At 38.5% G+C, this 14,747-nt stretch carries 17 protein-coding genes; 2 read left to right on the forward strand and 15 right to left on the reverse strand.

The annotated features are described in order from the left end of the window. Positions 1-55: 55 nt before the first annotated feature. The 6 genes from G8761_RS06755 to G8761_RS06780 all read right to left on the reverse strand — a co-directional run bounded on the left by G8761_RS06755 (position 56) and on the right by G8761_RS06780 (position 3,569). Positions 56-253 carry a hypothetical protein gene (locus tag G8761_RS06755; protein WP_166024950.1) on the reverse strand — a complete coding sequence of 66 codons (198 nt, stop codon included), beginning with the start codon at positions 251-253 and terminating at the stop codon, positions 56-58. 95 nt (positions 254-348) lie between these two features. After that, positions 349-1,299 (reverse strand): L-lactate dehydrogenase, encoded by a 951-nt coding sequence (locus tag G8761_RS06760; protein WP_166024952.1) that lies wholly within the window; start codon positions 1,297-1,299, stop codon positions 349-351. Between the two features lie 25 nt (positions 1,300-1,324). Further along, positions 1,325-2,107, reverse strand: a complete 783-nt coding sequence (locus G8761_RS06765; protein WP_166024955.1) for a DUF92 domain-containing protein — start codon at positions 2,105-2,107, stop codon at positions 1,325-1,327. Next, entirely contained in the window at positions 2,104-2,670 is a 567-nt protein-coding gene (locus G8761_RS06770; RefSeq protein ID WP_166024957.1) for a 5-formyltetrahydrofolate cyclo-ligase, read from the reverse strand. The genes G8761_RS06765 and G8761_RS06770 overlap by 4 nt, the downstream gene beginning before the upstream one ends. A gap of 58 nt (positions 2,671-2,728) precedes the next feature. Beyond that, positions 2,729-2,878: a 50S ribosomal protein L33 gene (rpmG, locus tag G8761_RS06775; protein ID WP_081679947.1), complete on the reverse strand. Its 150-nt coding sequence runs from the start codon at positions 2,876-2,878 to the stop codon at positions 2,729-2,731. 55 nt (positions 2,879-2,933) lie between these two features. Next, positions 2,934-3,569, reverse strand: coding sequence for a hypothetical protein (locus G8761_RS06780; RefSeq protein WP_166024958.1), 636 nt, complete (start codon positions 3,567-3,569; stop codon positions 2,934-2,936). A 326-nt stretch (positions 3,570-3,895) separates the two neighbouring features. On the opposite strand from G8761_RS06780, the gene G8761_RS06785 reads away from it, so the two are divergent. Together G8761_RS06785 and G8761_RS06790 are read left to right on the forward strand one after the other, a co-directional pair. Next, positions 3,896-4,291: a hypothetical protein gene (locus tag G8761_RS06785; protein ID WP_166024960.1), complete on the forward strand. Its 396-nt coding sequence runs from the start codon at positions 3,896-3,898 to the stop codon at positions 4,289-4,291. Next, positions 4,284-4,760, forward strand: a complete 477-nt coding sequence (locus tag G8761_RS06790) for an endolytic transglycosylase MltG (RefSeq protein ID WP_166024962.1) — start codon at positions 4,284-4,286, stop codon at positions 4,758-4,760. The genes G8761_RS06785 and G8761_RS06790 overlap by 8 nt, the downstream gene beginning before the upstream one ends. Positions 4,761-4,895: 135 nt before the next feature. On the opposite strand, the gene phoU is transcribed toward G8761_RS06790, so the two are convergent. The 9 genes from phoU to G8761_RS06835 all read right to left on the reverse strand — a co-directional run bounded on the left by phoU (position 4,896) and on the right by G8761_RS06835 (position 14,434). Further along, positions 4,896-5,555: a phosphate signaling complex protein PhoU gene (gene phoU, locus G8761_RS06795; protein ID WP_166024965.1), complete on the reverse strand. Its 660-nt coding sequence runs from the start codon at positions 5,553-5,555 to the stop codon at positions 4,896-4,898. A gap of 17 nt (positions 5,556-5,572) precedes the next feature. Next, on the reverse strand, positions 5,573-6,346 hold the full coding sequence (gene pstB / locus G8761_RS06800) for a phosphate ABC transporter ATP-binding protein PstB (RefSeq protein ID WP_166024967.1): 774 nt from the start codon (positions 6,344-6,346) through the stop codon (positions 5,573-5,575). A gap of 12 nt (positions 6,347-6,358) precedes the next feature. Continuing rightward, positions 6,359-7,162, reverse strand: a complete 804-nt coding sequence (pstB, locus tag G8761_RS06805; protein WP_166024969.1) for a phosphate ABC transporter ATP-binding protein PstB — start codon at positions 7,160-7,162, stop codon at positions 6,359-6,361. A gap of 16 nt (positions 7,163-7,178) precedes the next feature. After that, complete coding sequence (gene pstA / locus G8761_RS06810; protein ID WP_166024971.1) at positions 7,179-8,066, reverse strand: phosphate ABC transporter permease PstA; 888 nt, start codon at positions 8,064-8,066, stop codon at positions 7,179-7,181. Continuing rightward, entirely contained in the window at positions 8,066-8,986 is a 921-nt protein-coding gene (pstC, locus tag G8761_RS06815; RefSeq protein WP_166024973.1) for a phosphate ABC transporter permease subunit PstC, read from the reverse strand. The genes pstA and pstC overlap by 1 nt, the downstream gene beginning before the upstream one ends. A 76-nt stretch (positions 8,987-9,062) precedes the next feature. Continuing rightward, complete coding sequence (locus tag G8761_RS06820) at positions 9,063-9,971, reverse strand: phosphate ABC transporter substrate-binding protein (RefSeq protein ID WP_166024976.1); 909 nt, start codon at positions 9,969-9,971, stop codon at positions 9,063-9,065. A gap of 227 nt (positions 9,972-10,198) precedes the next feature. After that, positions 10,199-12,364, reverse strand: a complete 2,166-nt coding sequence (locus tag G8761_RS06825) for a peptidoglycan D,D-transpeptidase FtsI family protein (protein WP_166024978.1) — start codon at positions 12,362-12,364, stop codon at positions 10,199-10,201. A 102-nt stretch (positions 12,365-12,466) separates the two neighbouring features. Then, a complete protein-coding gene (locus G8761_RS06830; RefSeq protein ID WP_166024980.1) occupies positions 12,467-13,684 on the reverse strand; it encodes an MFS transporter in 1,218 nt (405 codons plus the stop codon). Positions 13,685-13,825: 141 nt separating this feature from the next. Further along, positions 13,826-14,434 carry a superoxide dismutase gene (locus G8761_RS06835; RefSeq protein ID WP_166024982.1) on the reverse strand — a complete coding sequence of 203 codons (609 nt, stop codon included), beginning with the start codon at positions 14,432-14,434 and terminating at the stop codon, positions 13,826-13,828. Between the last annotated feature and the right edge of the window lie 313 nt (positions 14,435-14,747).

Below are 14,747 nucleotides of genomic sequence, written 5' to 3' on the forward strand. Positions count from 1 at the left end.
CAGAATTTATGGAGATAAAATCAGATCAGCCAAAAGAAAAGACCATCTGCGGTTTTCACCACTCAGATGGTCCTCCTCCAAACATTGATTGCATCATCTTATTTCTTATGCCCGGAATATTCATAACAGACCCCACAGCCATCCTCCGAATCCATCCGGTTCCAAGAAGCACATTCATCAACCGGTAGCGGTAGCGGTAGCCAAAATATCCGACTGTTCCGATCATAAGTATCGATTTGAGCATACGTGGCATTTATATCCCTCCCAGTCATAGTTTGTATATTTACTCTGTTTTTATCCATAGGAAAAAGCTGGAGAAATATGCTGCCAAAGTAAGCCCTAAAAAATCTACCTATTGAATACCGGTTCCATTGTCTTCTTGAGCACACTTACAGAATGGCTGAATTTTTGTATCTCATCTTCCGTTAATTCAAGTTCTACTACTTCTCTTATCCCATTACGATTTACAACTGCAGGAACACCCACATAAATATCCTTTTCCCCATATTCACCGTTTAGATAAGCTGAGACGGTCAGCACCGAGTTCTCATCTCTGAGAATCGCTCTCGTAAGCCTTACAAGGCCCATAGCAATTCCATAATAGGTAGCTCCTTTTCTTTCGATGATATGATAGGCAGCATCTCTTACATTTGTAAAAATATTATCAAGATTTTCCTGTTTAAAATCTTGTTTATTTTTTGTCCATTCTGATATAGCTGTTCCAGCAATATAAGCATTGCTCCATACTGGCAGCTCAGTATCACCATGTTCTCCGATAATGTAGGCATGGACATTTCTAGTATCAACATCAAAATACTGGCCAAGAAGAAAACGAAATCGGGCTGTATCAAGAATCGTTCCAGAGCCTATAACACGCTCCTTTGGCAATCCGGAGTATTTCCACACTGCATAGGTCAAAATATCAACTGGATTGGTAGCAACAAGGAAAATGCCATCAAACCCGCTTGCCATTATTTCATCTACAATCCCTTTAAAAATTCGCGCATTTTTCTCAACCAGGTCAAGTCTTGTCTCTCCCGGTTTTTGGTTGGCCCCAGCTGTAATTACTACAAGGTCAGCATCTTTACAGTCGGAATAATCTCCGTACCAAATCTTCGTTCTTGAGGGGGCAAAAGGAAGTCCGTGATTCAAATCCATTGCATCCCCCTCGGCCTTTTCCTTATTTAAATCAATCAGAACCAATTCTTCTGTTATCCCCTGGTTTAAAAGGGCAAAAGCATAACTTGAACCAACAAAGCCTGTTCCAATAAGAGCTACCCGGTTTACTCTATTTAACATATTCTCTCCTCCGTCCCTATTAGACTTAAATTCCGTATACAGCCACAGCCAATATAACAGCTAAGGCTCCTGAAATAAAGTTAACAAAATCATTATCCAACAACGCAAGGCCACGTATTCTTTCGGCAGCTCGTCCGCAATGAATAGCTTTTTCGGTTTCCAGCCCGCAAGAGGGACATTTATATACTTTCTGGAAATATGCGCCTAAAAAAGTGTCAATCAGATTCCCCATAAAACCTAAGAGAAACACTAGAAATGCCAGGGATGCAGAAATCTTAAATAGCAGGGCTCCTGTCACCGCTATAAGAAAGGCACCCGCCAAAGCTGCGATTGTGCCAAGCAAACTGACAGCCCCCGAAGTTCCTTTATCAACCGGTTTTAACGTTTTTAGACTAATAGGCATCCCTTTACTGAGGGATCCGATTTCCGAAGCCCAGGTGTCCGAGTTTGCACTTGCCAAAGCGGTAAGAAAGCATATTAATGTTACAGGAAGCTCATAAAACGAATTTATTATCCCAAGTACTGCAGCCAAGCCACCATTGGCGGCCACCTGGCGCCAATCCCTTCTGGACCCCTTAGCCAATTTTTCCTCAATCCTTATTTTTTGTGAACTCTTGTATTTGGACCATAGGCTGGAGGAGGCAAAAAAGACACCGAGGAGGATAAGTCCGCTTACTCCAAAACCAGCATAAATGGCAATTCCCGTAATTATTGCTGCGGCAGTCCCCGATACAGTTAAAGATCGTAAAGAATATCCTGTCAATGCAATAATGACTATTACTGATACCATAATTAAATTTTCCATCATCCTGATTCAATAATCCCCTTTTCCGTAATGATTTTTGAAACTGGAAGATCATGCTGTTCAAAAGGAAGGTTTTCAATAATTTGGGGTGTAAAAGCGAGAGAAGCTGTTTTACCAGTATATGCAGATAAATAACGGTCATAATATCCTCCGCCAAATCCAACTCTGTATCCTTTTTGGTCATAGGCTACACCAGGAACAATTAATAAATCAATCTCTGAAGAGACTATTTTTTTTGTTTCCTTTTCAATTGGTTCATACAATCCAAAATAAACTGATTCAAGCTGTGTAAAGGATGTTAATGTTCTAAATGTCATGCTTTTATCCTTAGGGTTGCATTTAGGAATGACAACTGTCTTTCCAAGCTCCCAGGCTTTACGGATAATCTGGTATGTATCTACTTCAGGTGCCTTGGAAATTGTCAGCCCGATGACGGCTGCTTCATTCCACTCTTTTGTTTCATATAAAGCCCGCGCAATGGCCAGGGACCAATGTTCATAGAGGGGTTTAGACAGTGCTGATAATTTGTCCTTTATCTCTTGCCTCAGCTCGGATTTTTCTTTCATTAGAAGACCCTCCTCATATATTTACGCATAAAAAAAACAGCAGGAATACACCTGCTGTTTATTTTGTTTCGCGATGAGTTGTAGATCGCTTTTCTCTTGGGCAATATTTCTTAAGCTCAAGACGATCAGGATTATTTCGTTTATTTTTTGTTGAAATATAGTTACGATCTCCACACTCTGTGCAAGCTAACGTAATATTTACACGCATGTTTTTCCCTCCAAACCATTTGCAGCTAGTTCGTTCATACGACTTTTCTATAATATCACTTTTCAAAAGGAAATGCTAGTCTGTTTTTTAAAAGTGAGCGATCTAATGAAAATAATTCTGTCTTACTATCCCCCATAATGGACCAGCAGTGGATTTTCACGGTTTCTTTTGGAGCAAAAATTTTCTCGTAAGTGATAATGCTGGCAGCATCTCCCTTTACCATTGGCTGATACTTTAAGCTCCCTCTTTCAAGATTAGCCCATATTTGATCGGTGTACACATTCCAGTATGGCAAAATAGTACATTGTTTTTTAAAAGCCCCTTTGCTGTATGCATTAACTAAGTTAAGTTTTTGATCCGCGAGATGATAGGTTACCGAATCAGTCGGGGAAATGAAGGCAAAATGCCCCTTTCCTGGATGAGGATGATGGTTCATCATTAAAACTTTAATATTAAGGGGCTTTGTGCTTTGGCTGCTTACATAAATATTATAAAAGTGAATCTTGGAATGGATTTGTTCCATGTGAGTTTTTATTAAAACCTGTTCTTCATAAAAAATCTTTTCCCCTGCATTCGTAATCCAGCATGCTTTGCCGTCGACCCATATTCCCGGTATAAAGTGTAAATGTTCCCCCTCAGCCGATTTCAAGGGCGTTTCAGCATCTCTAATCTCCATTTTTAAATTTGTCATGGTCTGCCCCTCTTCTATGTATAACTACTGTATTTTTCTTTAACCAGATAGTATATGCTCACATTTCCTTTTTATTACTCTTATCGTAACATCGCTACAGGCACGGTACAATAAACGCAAATTGTCGGATTCTGCTTTCTATTGAGGGGACTTGTTTTGAAGTAAAATATTTTTTTCTGGTTCAACAACTTTGTTTCTGTTCGACAGAAACAAGTAAAATATTTAATCTCCCCTTCGACCTTCAGCGCCATTTTTTTTGGAAAATATCGAAAATCCACTTAAATAATGATAGAATATTTTTTGTATATAGGAATGAGGTGTTTTTTATGGCAGCAATCATGCTTGGATTGCTTGGCTTTTCTATTATTCTATTCATCATCTCTTTTTTTCAAAGAGATACATATAAATCCTTAAAGGATGAGTTTGACCAATTTACGATGCAGCAGGTCCAAGAGAATTATTTACTAAAAAAGAAGCTAAAGGTTTTGGAAGAAGAATTATTAGTCAATGACATTGAGGCTCCTTCCGTTCCGTTAAGGTTCAAGGAAGAAGGCAGCCGAAACCAGAAGAGAGAAATTCATGATATTATTAAAAATCAGGTATTGGCTCTCGCACAGCAGGGGAAACCAATTGAACAGATTGCACAGCAATCCTCTCTTTCGATTAATGAAGTATATGCCATTTTAAAAGAACTTTCCGAGTGGGGAAAAAACAATGGATAAACGCAGTCTGAGGGCTTTCGCCACTGGTATAATTTTTGCTTTAGGTATAATGGGAACTTTTTATTATTCTTTTCTTCCCCATGAAACAACTTCTTTCAGTAAACAGGCAGCAAAGGTTCAAGTAGAAAAAAGTGGCTATGTTGTAATGAAAAAAAATGAATATACAGCATTAAAAAATAAGGCCTCATTAAATAAAAGCCCATCGGTAACTGGCAAAAAAGGTACAGCTGAAACAAAAACCGAGGAGCCTGCTAAAAAAGAATATTCCTACCGCCTGGAAATAAAGTCAGGAATGACTACTGAGGATATCGTACACGAACTTGCAGTTCAAAAAATTATTGAAAATGAAAAGGAATTTACCTTTTTCCTGACCCAGCATCACTACGAGTCAAAGGTACAGCTTGGAAACTTTGAAGTCACAAGCAGCATGGATTATGAGCAAATTGCAAGGATTATCACTAAACAATAAGTGTTTAATAGTACAAAAAGGGACTTCTTAAATGAAGTCCCTTTTTGTACTATAGGAAGGCTAAATGAGTCATGATATCTTTCATCATCTAGGTAACATTTTTAAAGACCCTTCATGTGTATGGGCTGCCTTTAATTATGTGTTTAAATCGTATCGTTTCCCTGTCACAAGGAAGATAACATTTTCTGCAATGTTTGTAGTATGGTCTGCAATTCTTTCAATGTAACGGCAGACAAATGACAATTGGGTAATCTGATTGGTCGAAGAAGGTTTTTCTGGAATATAGCCCAAAAGCTCTTGCACAAGTCTGCCGTACATCTCATCTACTGCATCATCTTTTTCAGCACATTTTCGAGCAAGTGCTGCATCTTCGGTATAAAACGCTTTTAATGCTTCGTTAAGCATTTCTAGAGCCATATCCATCATTTTGGGTATATCAACAATTTCTTTAATATGTTTTTCTTTTCCGATATGAAGGGCTGATTTAGCTATATTGACAGCCTGATCGGCAATACGCTCAACTTCAGAGGAAATCTTAAGTCCAACAAGGATTTTCCTCAAGTCCTTCGCAACTGGTGATTGGGTTGCGATCATAAGAGTTGCTTTATCATCGATTTTGAATTCAAGTTCATCGATAACATTGTCAGCTTCAATTACCTGTTTTGCCTTTTCAAGGTCCTGCCTGATTAGAGCATCCATTGCTTCTTTTACTGCAATTTCTGAAAGTCTTGCCATTTCCAAAGACATATCTTTTAATTGTTTTAAGCTGCTGTCAAAATTTGATCTAGTATTCATCCTTCATTCACCTCATATTATCCGAATCTTCCTGTGATATAGCCTTCTGTTCTTTCGTCGGACGGCTGGGAGAAAATCTTTGAAGTTTCATCCAGTTCGATTAGCTCACCCATTAAAAAGAAAGCCGTTTTATCCGAAACACGGGCAGCCTGCTGCATATTATGGGTAACAATAACGATTGTGTATTTTTCTTTCAATTCTAATATCATTTCTTCAATTTTCAGGGTAGAGATAGGGTCAAGAGCTGATGTAGGTTCATCCATTAAGAGCACATTAGGTTTTGTGGCGAGTGCTCTAGCGATGCAAAGCCTCTGCTGCTGTCCTCCTGATAGACCCAGCGCAGGAGCATTTAGCCGGTCCTTAACTTCATCCCACAGTGCAACATCCATTAAGGATTTTATTACGATTTCTTCGAGATCTCTTTTTCGTTTTTTCCCGTGAATCCTCGGGCCATATGCAATATTATCGAAAATAGATTGGGGAAATGGATTCCCTTTTTGGAACACCATCCCTACATTTTTCCTAAGATCTACAAGATCGAGTTTTTCATTGAGGATATTTTGTCCGTTATAGTTAATCTCACCAGACATTTTAACCCCTGGGATAGAATTGATCATTAAATTTAATGTTTTGATAAAAGTAGATTTACCGCAGCCAGACGGACCAATAATAGCTGTCACTTCTTTTTTGCGGATGGGAAAATTAATGTTCTTTAAAGCATGGTGGTCTCCATACCAAAGATTAAAATCCTTTACATCAAATGCTTTATCGGTGATTGTAAAAACTGACATTTTATTTCCCCCTTATCCAAACCGCCCGGAAATATATTCTTCTGTCTTTTTTTCGGAAGGATTTGTGAAGACATTTTCAGTAATATCATATTCAATTAAATCCCCGCTTAGGAAGAAGGCTGTTTTATCCGAAATCCTTGAAGCTTGCTGCATGTTATGGGTGACGATAATAATGGAATAATCCTTTTTTAATTCCAAAATCAATTCTTCCACTTTTGCATTTGAAATTGGGTCAAGAGCTGATGATGGTTCGTCAAGCAGCATCACGGCCGGCTTCATTGCAATGGTGCGAGCTATACATAATCGCTGCTGCTGTCCCCCTGAAAGAGAAAGGGCAGATTTGTGAAGTCTGTCTTTTACTTCATCCCAAAGTGCAGCTTTCCTCAAGCTTTCTTCCACAATTTCATCCAATTTGCTTTTTTTGCGGATGCCTGAAAATTTCAATGCGTGAGTTATATTATTGTAAATGGATTTTGGAAAGGGATTTGGCTTCTGAAATACCATTCCAATTTCTTTTCTTAAAGCAACCACATTAACATCTTTAGATAAAAGATTAACATCTTCATAAAGGATTTCTCCCTCTGCTCTTGCTCCGGGAATTAAATCATTCATTCGATTGATGCTCCGTAAAAAGGTCGATTTACCACACCCCGAAGGACCAATCAAAGCAGTAATTCCCTTTTTATCTATATCCATACTAATTCCGTTTACGGCTCGTTTTTCACCGTAAAATATTTCTAGATTATTGACTTTCAAAATCTGTTCTTTTTGGATTGGTTGTACGGAAACCGGTTTATCTTTCGTTGATACTGCCATTACCAAACACCTCTCCTTATTTCGATGCAGTCATTTTTTTATGAACAAGACTGCCAATCCCCCGAGCTAATAAGTTAAAAATCAAAACAGAAATAACTAGCACAGCCGCAGAACCATTCGCTACTTCTTTTACATCTGGAATTAATCCCTGAGTATTGACTGACCAAATATGGACAGCAAGTGTTTCAGCCGGACGAAAAATATTTAATGGTGATGTTGACGAGAATGGATTCCAGTCAGAATAATCAAGCCGAGGTGTAGACAAACCTGCTGTAAATAATAAAGCAGCCGCTTCGCCAAAAACACGCCCTGCTGCAAGAATGGCACCAGTCAGAATAGAAGGAAATGCACTTGGTAATAAAATCGTCTTAATAGTATGCCAGTGGGTAATACCCAAACCAAGGCTTGCTTCTTTAATATCCCGTGGTACGGATCGAATGGCATCCTCGCTTACACGCACCATTACAGGTAAGTTAAAAACAGTAAGAGCCAAGGCTCCGCCTAAAATGGTGTATCCCCATCCCGTTAATGTAACAAACATTAATAATCCAAACATCCCAATAACAATGGAAGGGAAAGATGCAAGCACTTCAACACAAACTCGAATAAAATCAGTAACTTTTCCTGGTTTTGCATATTCAGCCATATAAATTCCGCCGCCAAGACCAAGCGGAACAGTAATAATCATTGTAATAATTAGCACATAAAATGAATTAAATATTTGATCCCGAATTCCGCCTCCGGCTAATAAATTGCTGGATGGCTTAGTTAAAAAATCAATTGAAATTTGTTTAACACCATTAACTAAAATGAAATAAAATAACCCAATCAGCAAGGAAATGATAATAACGGCAATTGTAACAAAAATTCCGGTTGCTATTCGATCTGATGTTTTACTGCTCATTAGATTTTCCTCCTTGCTGAAAGATATCGAATAATTAAAATAAAGACAAATGAAATAACTAACAAAATTAATCCCATTGACCAAAGAACATTGTTATCTACGCTTCCAAATGTAGTATTACCCATGTTCAGGGTAATGATTGTTGTAAGTGTTCCCGATGCATCTAAAATGCTATGCGGAAATTTGCTTACATTCCCGATTACCATCTGAACAGCGAGCGCCTCACCAAATGCTCTGGCCATACCAAGAACAATTGCAGTTAAAAGGGATGGCATAGCTGCAGGTATTAACACTTTTCGAATCGTTTGCCATCGTGTTGCACCAAGAGCATATGAACCTTCCCGAAGAGCTTTAGGAATTGTGGCCATAGCGTCAGTAGCGATAGTGGTTATCGTTGGGAGAATCATTACAGAAAGAACAATCATACCTGAAAGAAGACTAAAACCTAATCCTCCGACATGATCTCTAATAAAAGGGACCAACACTGTAAGCCCGATGAATCCATAAACAACAGATGGAATTCCAACTAGAAGTTCGATAACAGGCTGTAAAACTTTCCTTCCCCAGGAAGGAGCAATTTCTGTCATAAATATTGCAGCACCTATCCCAAGAGGTGCCGCAACCAGCGCTGCTAAAAAAGTAACAGCAAATGAACCGAAAATAAAAGGAAGGGCTCCATATACCGGATTCTTCTGATTAGTTGGATCCCAAATTTTACTGGTTAAGAACTCAATAAGACTTACACCGTTATTGATAAATGCCTGTAAACCTTTTTGGCCAATGAAAATAGTAATCGAAATTGTTGCAGCGATCATAATAATGGCAGACAAAAAAACAAGAATCCTGCCTCTGACTTCCCCATCCATCCAGCTTTTTTTAGATTTTAATAATCTGTCTTTTGCAGGAACCACTTTTTCCATAAAAATAAAACACCCCTAAAATTACGTGATAAACAGGGTAAAGCTTAAACAGCATTTACCCTGTCAGTCAAAATGCTTATTTATTTGTAGTTTTTCCAGCAGCGTCACGTTCTACCTTCATTTTTGTTACAGGAATATAGCCTTGTTTTGGTAATAAAGTTGTTTGAACTTCATCACTAGTCATATAATCAAGGAAAGCTTTCGCTACTTCGTTAGCCTCACCTTTTGTATACATATGTTCATAAGCCCATACAGGGAATTTTCCTGATTGAATATTTTCATTGCTTGCTTCAACGCTATCGATAGACAATTTCGTTACAGTATCATCAGTGAAGTATGAAAGTGCAAGATAACCGATTGCTCCAGGTGTTTCAGCAATGATTTTCTTAACTGTATTTGAAGCATCTTCAGTAATTCCTTGCGCAGGTGTTGCACCATCTAATGCGAACTTATTAAATACTGCGCGTGTACCGGAAGATTCAGGACGGTTTACAAGTGTGATTTTTTGGTCAGCTCCGCCAAGCTCTTTCCAGTTAGTGATTTTGCCTGTAAACACTTTAATTAAATCAGCTTTTTTAATATCTTTAATTTTTGCTTTAGGGTTAACTGCAGCTGTCATACCAACTACAGCAACTTTGTTGTCTTTAAGTCCTTCAATTTTCTTTTCTTCAGCAAAAACATCGGAGTTACCAATTTGAACGGCACCTTGTGAAACTTGTGATAAACCTGTACCAGATCCACCGCCGTTTACTTGAATGCTGACTTTAGTATTTTTATTCATAAATTCTTCAGCTGCAGCAGAAGCTAATGGCTGCAATGCAGTTGAACCGGAAAGTACTAATGACCCAGATAGTTCTTTATTTCCTGCTGTTTTATTGTCTGCTTTGTTGCCGTCTTTTTTATCAGCAGCTCCACCGCAAGCAGCTGCAAATACCATTAATGCTGCTAGCATCATCAGTAGGCCTAACTTCTTGAAATTTTTCATTTCTTTTATTCCCCCTAAGAGATATGGTTGTTTTGTCCTACAGGTATTAGAATAAAGCTTAAGTGTTAACCCCGTTTTAATACTTTGTAAATGTTTTGTAAATGTTTGTTTAGTTAATGTAAATTTCTGAATCCTTCCTTTCAATAATTAATAGGCTTATTTTTCCCGCATACTCTAAAAAAACTCATAAAAAAATCGCCTCCACTTTAGGAAGCGATTTTTTTTATTTATTGTCCTGTTAATGTTTGAGTATCAGCAGTATTTTGGCCTGCGGCAGGAGTTACTGGAACTGCTGCGTTCTGATCTGCGCCTGGCACTGCCCCAGGCTGAGACATTCTTTGCTTCTTTAAATCAAAATAGGCATCTAAAGCTCTTCGGCCGATATAGTTACTAGTACTACGGCCATTGGCTCCCTGATACGCCCAAGGAACTAATACAGCAATAGACACTTCCGGATTATCATAAGGTGCATAGCCCACTAGACTTAGGTTCATCACCTCGGGAGCCTCTTTTCCATATTTCTTTCGGTCGGGACCATCATAAAAAGCCTGGGCTGTTCCGGTTTTACCAGCAAAAACGTATTTGGCCCCATGGAAATATCTCACCGCGGTTCCATCGCCTACATTTCCAACCATATAAAAACCTTTTTTCACCCTGTCTATCCATTCAGGTTTGGCATCTATCCGGTTAAGGACTTTTGGCTCGATTTCCTGCATGACAGGACCTAATTCTTTATTATCTGCACCTGGCTCTCTAATCTCTTTAACAAGGTGAGGCTGAACCCTGTATCCTCCATTTGCAATGGTTGAGACATATTGAGCCAGCTGCATTGGAGTGTACGTATCATATTGTCCAATAACAAGGTCCAGCAGCAAACCTGGTGTTTTATCAGGACCAGGGAAACCTGTTGCCTCATTTGGAAGATCAATTCCTGTTCTAACCCCAAGTCCAAATTGGCTAAAAGATTGTCTGATAGTACTAAAAGCCTTTGTATCTATTGGCAGCGGTTGATTTAGTTCATAATGGCCTTTTGCTATAGCAATAGCTGTTTTCCACATATATACGTTAGAAGAAACCTGAAGCGCCCTTAAATCATTGATTGTTCCAAAGTTCTTCCATGATTTTTTTACAGGTGTATGTGCAATCTTAAGAGGTGAATCATATTGAGTAGATCCCGGATGTATGGCACCTGTTTTATAACCAGTTAGGACTGTCGCACCTTTAACCGCTGATCCAACGTTATACGATGTTGAAATATTACCTAGCGCGAAATCATTCATTTTTCCATCCTTGCCAATTTGTTTCCCCGCCATGGACAAAATTTCCCCTGTATGGGGATCCATCATGACAACAAAAGCACGATCAAGAAGTTGAGCACCTTTCTCCTTTTTCGCTGCTTTTAATTCCTCTTCTAAAATCTTTTCTACTTGAGACTGAAGATCCATATCAATGGTAAGCACAAGGTCTTTGCCTCGCTCTCCTTCTGATACTACTTCGGTGGAAATAACATTTCCGGCTTTATCTGTTTTATTTTTGACCTTTCCTTTTTCACCATGAAGAACGTCTTCATATTGCTTTTCAATATAACTCTTTCCGACACGCTCATTACGGCTGTAACCCCTTGCCAGATAATAATCAAGCTGTTCTTTTGGAATACCCTCGTCAGAGGTGGTTACACCGCCAAGTACTGTTCGAAGCGTACTGCCAAATACATAATTTCTATTCCAGTCGGTTGTTGTATTTACCCCTGGCAGATTTTCAAGATTTTCACTGACTACAGCAAATTCCTGTGGAGTTACATCCTTATTCTTTACCATTTGCGGAGTCAATGCATATCCACTATTAAATTGCCTGAAAATAGCCAATACTTCTTTATCGTGATCCGTGATTTGAGCCAGGTCTTTGGCGGATACACTTTTTAGCTGAAGCTTGTACAAATCTTTATCGTCCAGCTTCTTTTGCTTAAATTCTTCCCATTCTTTATCAGTAATCTTTGCTTTTGCTTCATTAGGATGCTTCAGGAGCCAAAAATCCTTCATGTCTCGCTCCTGGATTTTTTTTATATCCATATTAATAAGCTTTGAAAGCCTTTCTGCAACCTGGAGCATTTCTTTCGGGCTTGTATTTTGTGATTTTGTATAAGTGATTGCATTGAGGGGAGTATTATCGACGATGACTTTTCCGTTTCTGTCAAACATCTTCCCTCTCGGTACAGGATTATTGGTTGTTATGTCTGATGTTCTTTCAATTTCCCGTTTAAAATCATTTCCATATACAATCTGAACAACACCAAGCCTTAGGATTAGGGCTGAAAAGAGAACGAATACAACGAAGAATAAAATATTTAACCTTAAAGGGACATGTGTCTTTTTCTTCTTCTTATTTGTTACCAATTGTTTATCACACTTTCTTTAATGGATTCCACTTTCTCCATTTTAAAAGAAACTCAAACTTTTTTCCAAGAGTAAACCTTACCATTTTTTAAAATCGCTAAATCAGGCAGTGGATAATTTGACCTTTCTAATAAACCAATAAATACAGGTATGTCCTGCTCCCAACACCAGCAAGATGACAGGAATGCTTTTTTCCTCATTAAACAAGGTGATGGCCCCAAGAAAAATTAGAATGGAGACAATTCGGCCTGCATTAATAAAAATCTCCCTGACCACCACGTATTCTATTCTCATTTCAGCTGCCTTCCAGCTTTGGCCAATGACATCATAGGTCATTGACACATATGGTACGAGTAAAATAGGATAGGCTGTTGCTATTAACGCTGCATAAATCAGCAGCTTATAAAAAGTAACATCCCAAACAATAAAGAAAATAGCCACGTAGAGAATAATTCCGCCAATCAGTATCGCTTTTTTTCGATGATTTTTTTTAATCATTCGGGATACTGTAAAATAAGCAATAAATGAAATACCGGAGTTAACGAGACCGTAAGTCCCCAAAGCTAATTCGCTTCCGGTTGATATAAATACAAAAACCGAAATGACAAACAAAAACGTCCCTTCTCTCAAGCCTTGGAAAAAATGGGCATGGGTTATGAGACGCCAATTTTGATTTTGTCTTCTTTCCTGCAAAATCCTAATAAAACAATACTTGCCGCTCGCTGGTCTCCTCTTTAGGAAAAAGCTTAAAAGAACAGCAAGTGCAAATAATGCTAGAGAAATCCCAAAAACTACGCTGTACCCAGTGAATTTTTCAAGCCGTGAGATAATATATCCTGAGGCCATTGGGCCAATCATGCCTCCGGTTGATCCCAATATCCCAAGAAATCCATTAAAAAAGTCCCTTGTTTCAGGTTCGGTTATTTCAAATGTCAGTACATTAAAAGCAAGCCAATAGAAGCCATATCCAATGCCTAAAAGACCGCCAAGTAGGAATAAAAATTTAGATGCATGCGTTCCGGCAAGCAGTACGGTTAAGTAAAAAACAGCCAAAAAAATGATGCCAATACGAAATACAATTACCCTATCGACTTTTTTTGCCCACCTGCCAGCCAGTATAAAGGTTAAAGGCTGCATAACAACTATGGAAAGATTATATAATCCAAGATCGGCAAATTGTCCTGATTGCTTCCAAAGATAAATATTCACAAAAGTGTTGGAAAGCGCGACACTGAGCGAATACAAACCTCCAATTATAAGAAGAAGAGCCAGGTCTCCTTTTAATTCGATGCCGCCCATTAATTTAAAATTTTTAATCATAGCAAACTCCCCTTTGTTAAGGGTAGTCTGTTACAACCAGCGGGTTCTTATTCGTTTTTGGGAAATTTTGAATTAGAGGGGAACTTTTTAGGCAAATAAAAAAGGCAAGCGAGATTGCCTGCCTTTTCTTAGTTATAAAAATTATTTTGCTGAGCTGTAACGCTTGGATACTTCGTCCCAGTTTACAACGTTCCAGAAGTTAGTGATGTATTCTGGACGACGGTTTTGATAGTTAAGATAGTAAGCATGCTCCCAAACATCAAGACCAAGAACTGGAGTTTTACCTTCCATTAATGGAGAGTCTTGGTTTGGAGTGCTTGTTACTTCTAATTCGCCATTGTTAACAACTAGCCAAGCCCAGCCTGAACCGAAACGAGTAGTTGCTGCTTTTGCGAATTCTTCCTTGAAGTTTTCAAGGCTGCCAAACTTTGAGTTAAGTGCATCAGCAAGTTCACCAGTTGGCTCTCCGCCGCCATTTGGAGAAAGGATTTGCCAGAAAAGTGTGTGGTTAGCGTGGCCGCCACCGTTATTGCGAACTGCAGTACGTGCAGATTCAGGAACAGCATCGAGGTTAGAAATAACCTCTTCTACACTTTTAGAAAGAAGCTCTTCGTTACCTTCTAACGCATTATTAAGGTTAGTCACATATGTGTTGTGGTGCTTTGTGTGGTGAATATTCATTGTTTCCTTGTCAATATGAGGCTCAAGAGCATCATAAGCATAAGGTAATTGTGGTAATTCGAATGCCATTTTAATATCCTCCTATGTAAATCAAAATTTTTTAGCTTTAGGGACCTAAATTAAATTTAGAATATTTCTAAAGCTTTTCAGGTTAAGATTACCAGAATTCAGATTTTCTTTCAAATGAAATGCTTAGCTCTGACATAGATACAATTCCCAATTCATAGCCTTTTATTCATTACTCTTATTTCAAAAGTTCCTACAACTTTAGTTTCGCAAAATTGTCATTTTTCATAAAAACGCTTAGCAGCAGCCTTGAGTGATATCAGCGAAAAAAATCGCTTCCAAATCATGTAAAAATCATATTGACATGTTGTTAATA

Source organism: Neobacillus terrae, assembly GCF_011393025.1.
Lineage (GTDB): Bacteria > Bacillota > Bacilli > Bacillales > Cytobacillaceae > Neobacillus_A > Neobacillus_A terrae.

Excerpts from the sequence above, each read along its gene's own strand:
- G8761_RS06755 (WP_166024950.1), bottom strand. The coding sequence starts at position 253 with ATGCCACGTATGCTCAAATCGATACTTATGATCGGAACAGTCGGATAT.
- G8761_RS06760 (WP_166024952.1), bottom strand. The coding sequence starts at position 1,299 with ATGTTAAATAGAGTAAACCGGGTAGCTCTTATTGGAACAGGCTTTGTT.
- G8761_RS06765 (WP_166024955.1), bottom strand. The coding sequence starts at position 2,107 with ATGATGGAAAATTTAATTATGGTATCAGTAATAGTCATTATTGCATTG.
- G8761_RS06770 (WP_166024957.1), bottom strand. The coding sequence starts at position 2,670 with ATGAAAGAAAAATCCGAGCTGAGGCAAGAGATAAAGGACAAATTATCA.
- rpmG (WP_081679947.1), bottom strand. The coding sequence starts at position 2,878 with ATGCGTGTAAATATTACGTTAGCTTGCACAGAGTGTGGAGATCGTAAC.
- G8761_RS06780 (WP_166024958.1), bottom strand. The coding sequence starts at position 3,569 with ATGACAAATTTAAAAATGGAGATTAGAGATGCTGAAACGCCCTTGAAA.
- G8761_RS06785 (WP_166024960.1), top strand. The coding sequence starts at position 3,896 with ATGGCAGCAATCATGCTTGGATTGCTTGGCTTTTCTATTATTCTATTC.
- G8761_RS06790 (WP_166024962.1), top strand. The coding sequence starts at position 4,284 with ATGGATAAACGCAGTCTGAGGGCTTTCGCCACTGGTATAATTTTTGCT.
- phoU (WP_166024965.1), bottom strand. The coding sequence starts at position 5,555 with ATGAATACTAGATCAAATTTTGACAGCAGCTTAAAACAATTAAAAGAT.
- pstB (WP_166024967.1), bottom strand. The coding sequence starts at position 6,346 with ATGTCAGTTTTTACAATCACCGATAAAGCATTTGATGTAAAGGATTTT.
- pstB (WP_166024969.1), bottom strand. The coding sequence starts at position 7,162 with ATGGCAGTATCAACGAAAGATAAACCGGTTTCCGTACAACCAATCCAA.
- pstA (WP_166024971.1), bottom strand. The coding sequence starts at position 8,066 with ATGAGCAGTAAAACATCAGATCGAATAGCAACCGGAATTTTTGTTACA.
- pstC (WP_166024973.1), bottom strand. The coding sequence starts at position 8,986 with ATGGAAAAAGTGGTTCCTGCAAAAGACAGATTATTAAAATCTAAAAAA.
- G8761_RS06820 (WP_166024976.1), bottom strand. The coding sequence starts at position 9,971 with ATGAAAAATTTCAAGAAGTTAGGCCTACTGATGATGCTAGCAGCATTA.
- G8761_RS06830 (WP_166024980.1), bottom strand. The coding sequence starts at position 13,684 with ATGATTAAAAATTTTAAATTAATGGGCGGCATCGAATTAAAAGGAGAC.
- G8761_RS06835 (WP_166024982.1), bottom strand. The coding sequence starts at position 14,434 with ATGGCATTCGAATTACCACAATTACCTTATGCTTATGATGCTCTTGAG.